The organism is Luteimonas sp. 8-5 (genome assembly GCF_029763755.1).
In the GTDB taxonomy this organism is placed as follows: Bacteria; Pseudomonadota; Gammaproteobacteria; order Xanthomonadales; family Xanthomonadaceae; genus Cognatiluteimonas.
On the sequence record NZ_JARUVM010000079.1, the window covers coordinates 1 to 4865 of the forward strand.

Here is a 4865-nt window from a genome sequence, read left to right on the forward strand (position 1 = left end):
GGCTGGCCGACGACCATGCCCGCGCGGCCCGGCTCGCCGCCGCGCTCGAGGGCCTGGCAGGCGTCGACGCCGTGGCGCACCACACCAACATGGTCTACGTCGAGGTCGCGCCCGCGCGCCGCGCGCGACTTCGCGAGCTGCTGGAAGCGCGGCAGGTACGCGCCTCGGTCGGCGACACCGGGCCGATCCGCCTCGTCCTCCACCTGGACGTGAACGACGACGGTGCCGCGCGGGTCGCCGACGCGTTCGCGGCCCTACAATGAGCGCATGAAACCGCGCCCCTATCGCGGCGTGCTGCCCACCCTGGGCGAGCGCGTCTACATCGACCCCATGGCCACCGTTGTCGGCGACGTCGTGCTCGGCGACGACGTATCGCTGTGGCCGGGCGTGGTCGTCCGCGGCGACGTCAACTTCATCCGCGTTGGCGCGCGCACCAACATCCAGGACGGCACCGTCGTCCACGTCAGTCATGACGGACCGCACGCCAAGCTCGGCGGGTTCGCCACCGTGATCGGCGAGGACGTCACCATCGGCCACAAGGCGGTCGTGCATGCCTGCCGCATCGCCGACGCCTGCCTGATCGGCATGGGCGCAGTCGTACTCGATGGGGCGATCGTGGAGAAGCACGGCTTCGTCGGCGCCGGCGCGCTGGTCACGCCGGGCAAGACCGTCGGCAGCGGCGAGATGTGGCTGGGCAATCCGGCGCGCAAGGTGCGCATGCTCAGCGACGCCGAGATCGAAGCCCTGTACTACAGCGCCGGCCACTACGTCCGCCTCAAGGACGAGTACCTGGCCCTGCCTCCCGCGTAGGAGCGGCGGAAGCCGCGAAACGATGCCCGAGCTTCCGGAAGTAGAAACCACCCGTCGCGGCCTCGCGCCCCATGTCGAAGGGCGCCGCGTCGGTGCGGTGACGCTGCGCCGCCCCGACTTGCGCTGGCCGATCCCGGCCGAGGTGCGCGAATGCCTGCCCGGCCAGCGCATCGAGGCCGTGCGCCGGCGCGCGAAGTACTTGCTGCTCGACACGCAAGCCGGCAGCGCATTGCTGCACCTGGGCATGTCCGGCAGCCTGCGCGTGCTTCCGGCGGGCACGCCGGTGACGGCCCACGACCATGTCGACCTCCTGCTCGAAGGCGGTCGTGGCGGCAAGCGCGTGCTGCGCTTCAACGACCCGCGCCGCTTCGGCTGCCTGCTGTGGCAGGCGCCCGGCACCACCCACGAGCTGCTGCAGGCGCTCGGGCCGGAACCGCTGTCGGACGCGTTCGACGGCGACTACCTCCATGCCCGCAGCCGCGGACGCAAGGCGCCGGTGAAAACCTTCCTGATGGACCAGAAGGTGGTGGTCGGGGTCGGCAACATCTACGCGGCCGAAGCCCTGTTCATGGCGGGCATCTCGCCCCTGCGGGCTGCCGGCCAGGTCTCGCGCGAGCGCTACCGCCTGCTCGCCGACGCCGTCCGCACGATCCTGGCCGCGGCCATCGAGCGCGGCGGCACCACCCTGCGCGACTTCATCAGCCCCGACGGCGCCCCCGGGTACTTCGAACAGGAACTGGCCGCCTACGGGCGCGGCGGCGAACCCTGCCCCAACTGCGGAAAACGGTTGCGGCAGGCCGCGATCGGCCAGCGGACCACGGCCTGGTGCCCACGCTGCCAGCGCTGAGGGCTATATTGGCGGCGTTCCGGGGAAATCAGTTTGGCAGGACCAACTTGGCCGAAACCGCCGACATCACCTTGTGGCTCGATGCCGCGCGCGATGGAGATCGCGCCGCGCTCGACCGCGTGCTCGCGACCCTGTACCAGGAGCTGCACGCGATGGCGCGCCGCCAGCTCGCCGGACAGCAGGGGCACACGCTGGACGCCACCGCATTGGTGCACGAGGCCTATCTCAAGCTGATCGGGCGCAACGCCGCGCAGTTCGACGACCGTGCGCACTTCTTCGCCTACGCCGCGTCGGCGATGCGCAGCGTGGTCGTGGACTACGCGCGCCAGCGCCTGGCGCAGAAGCGCGGCGGCGACCTGCACCGCGTGGCCGAGCTTCCGGAAGAAATCGAAGGCGGCCTGCGCCTGGACGAGGAAACGCTGGGCCTGGATACCGCCCTGACCCGGCTGGCCGCCGTCGACGCGCGCCTGGCGCAGGTCGTCGAGCTGCGTTACTTCACCGGGCTGTCGGAGCTGGAGATCGCGGCGCTGCTCAAGCGTTCCGAGCGCAGCATCCGCCGCGACTGGCAGAAAGCGAGGCTGTTCCTGCTGGCTTCGCTGAAGGACGATTAGTTCCCATGGACATGGAGCGCTGGCGCAAGCTTTCGCCGCTGCTCGATGCCATGCTCGAGCTCGACCCTGCCACGCGCGCGCGCAGCATGGCCCTGCTGCGGGAGGAAGACCCGGAACTGGGCAGGGAACTGGCCGCGCTGATGGCGCTGGAGGAGGAGCATTCGGACTTCCTCGCCGAGCCGCTGGTCGCACCCCTGCCGGGCCCGCGCCCGGGCACGCTGGCCGGCCCGTACCGGCTCGAGCGCCTGCTCGGCGAAGGCGGCATGGGCCAGGTATGGCTGGCCGGCCGCGCCGACGGCCTGTACCAGCGCCGCGTCGCGCTGAAGCTGCTGCGTCCCGGCCTGGCCGACCCCAACCTGCACCTGCGCTTCACCCGCGAGCGGCAGATCCTCGCCCGCCTCGCCCATCCGCACATCGCGCGCCTGCTCGACGCGGGCATCAGCAAGGACGGCCAGCCGTACCTCGCGCTCGAGTACGTCGAGGGCGAACCGATCACCGAATGGTGCGCGCAGCGCAACCTCTCGCTCGACGCGCGCCTGCGCCTGTTCCTGCAGACCTGCGACGCGGTCAGCCACGCGCACGCCAACCTGATCGTGCACCGCGACCTGAAGCCGTCGAACATCCTGGTCACGCAGCAGGAGGAAGTGCGGCTGCTGGATTTCGGCATCGCCAAGCTGCTCGACACCAGCGAACTGCCGGAGCAGACCGGCACCGGCCTGCGCACCTTCACCCTGCACTACGCCTCGCCCGAACAGGTGCGCGGCGAGCCGGTCACCACCATGACCGACGTCTATGCCCTCGGCGTGGTGCTGCACCAGCTGCTCACCGGGCAGCGCCCGTACGAACTCAAGCGCAGTACCGACGCCGAATGGGAGGAAGCGATCCTTGCGGCCGAGCCGGTGCGTCCTTCGATGGCGCTGCAGCGCACCGACCAGCGCCGGCTGGCGCGGGTGCTGGCCGGCGACCTGGACAACATCGTGCTCAAGGCGCTGGCCAAGCGTCCGGAGCAGCGTTATCCCTCGGTGGAGGCGCTGGCCCAGGACATCGTCCGCTATCGCGAGGGCAAGCCGGTGAATGCGCGCCCGCAAAGCGTGCGCTACCGGTTCGGCAAGTTCATCGGGCGTCACCGCTGGGCGCTGGCCACCAGTGCGCTGGTGGCGATGGTGCTGTGCGCGTCCTTCGTGCTCGTCGCCTGGCAGGCGCGGGAAGCAGTGCGCGAAGCCAGCCGCGCGCAGGCGCTGCAGAACTTCGTCATCGGCCTGTTCGAGGGCGCGGGCGGCGACGACGGCTCCGGCCCGCTCGACGTGCGCTCGCTGCTCGAGGCGGGACTGCAGCGCGGCGACCGCGAGCTGGCGCGCCAGCCGGCCGCGCGCGCGGAACTGATGGGCGTGGTCGCACGCCTGCGCCTGGGCATGGGCGACTACCTCGACGCCATGGCCCTGCTGCGCGAACAGCAGGAGCTGGTGGCGTCGCTCGGCAGCGCCGCGCCCGACAGCCTGCGCCTGGAATCGGCCACCGAACTGGGCCGCACCCACCTGGCCCTGGGCGACGAGGACGCCTGCATCCAGGCGATGGAACCCCTGGCCACGCTGGCCCAGCACGAACACCGGCAGCTGCCGGTGCAGGTCGCGGGGTTCTGGTCGCAGCTTGGCCGCTGCCGGCGCGCCGCAGGAACGCCGGACACCGCACGACCGCTTTTCCAGCGTTCCCTGGCCCTGCGCCGCGACGTACTCAACGACAAGCCGGGCGTGGTCCGCAATCTCGCCGAACTGGCCGGGCTCGAGGCCGACCGTGGCCGTTTCGACGCGGCTCTCGAGGGCTATCGCGACGCCTTGCGGCAACTCAACACCAGCAGCGGCCCGCACCACCCCTACACGGTGACGCTGTTGCGCGACATGTGCGTACTGCAACGGCGCATGGGCGACACCGTCGGCGCCGAGCGCGACTGTGGCAACGCGCTGTCGCTGGCCCGCTCGCTGCATGGCGAGTCGCACCCGGCCACCATCGCCGCGCTCCGGGAGATGGCGATCATGCAGGTGCAGATCGGGCGCTTCGCAGACGCGGCCGAAGCCCTGGCGATCACCCGCGAGTGGCCCGCCACCCATGCAGGCGCCCACCACGTCGACGTGGCCGACGACGACGACGGCATGGCCCGCATCCACTGGGAGCGCGGCGAGATGGACGACGCGCTGGACGTACTCGATCGCGCCGCGCGCCAGCTTCGCAACAGTGGCAAGTCGCCGCTGCTGCTCGCCGACGTGCTCGCGCACCGCGCCCTGGTGCTGCACGAGCTCGGCCGCGACGCCGAGGCCCGGCCGCTGCTGGAGAATTCGCGCCGCATCGTCGTCGACAACTTCGGCCCCGAGCATGCCGACGTGGGCGAGATCGACCGCCTGCTCGGAGAGGTCGACGCGGCGCTGGGCGATCCCGAACTTGCCGCCACCGAACTCGCTTCAGCGGTACGCCTCACCGGACAGGCGCTGGGCGACTCCCACGTGCTCTCGCGCCGCGCCCAGCTTTCGCAGGCGCGCTTCCAGGCCGTGCAGGGCGACCAGGCGGCGCTGGCGCGACTGGAGGCGCTTGCCGCGCACCGCGCG

At 71.4% G+C, this 4865-nt stretch carries 4 protein-coding genes and 1 pseudogene; all 5 read left to right on the forward strand.

What is annotated here, in order from left to right; translation table 11 throughout:
* Positions 1-263: pseudogene (locus tag QAA18_RS09125) on the forward strand (low-specificity L-threonine aldolase); the annotation flags it as partial.
* Between the two features lie 4 nt (positions 264-267).
* Positions 268-810 carry a gamma carbonic anhydrase family protein gene (locus tag QAA18_RS09130; protein ID WP_279412620.1) on the forward strand — a complete coding sequence of 181 codons (543 nt, stop codon included), beginning with the start codon at positions 268-270 and terminating at the stop codon, positions 808-810.
* A gap of 22 nt (positions 811-832) precedes the next feature.
* Positions 833-1657 carry a bifunctional DNA-formamidopyrimidine glycosylase/DNA-(apurinic or apyrimidinic site) lyase gene (gene mutM, locus QAA18_RS09135; protein ID WP_279412621.1) on the forward strand — a complete coding sequence of 275 codons (825 nt, stop codon included), beginning with the start codon at positions 833-835 and terminating at the stop codon, positions 1655-1657.
* Positions 1658-1704: 47 nt separating this feature from the next.
* Positions 1705-2268, forward strand: coding sequence for an ECF-type sigma factor (locus tag QAA18_RS09140; RefSeq protein WP_279412622.1), 564 nt, complete (start codon positions 1705-1707; stop codon positions 2266-2268).
* A 5-nt stretch (positions 2269-2273) separates the two neighbouring features.
* On the forward strand, positions 2274-4865 hold a 2592-nt coding region (locus QAA18_RS09145; RefSeq protein WP_279412623.1), incomplete at its 3' end, for a serine/threonine-protein kinase.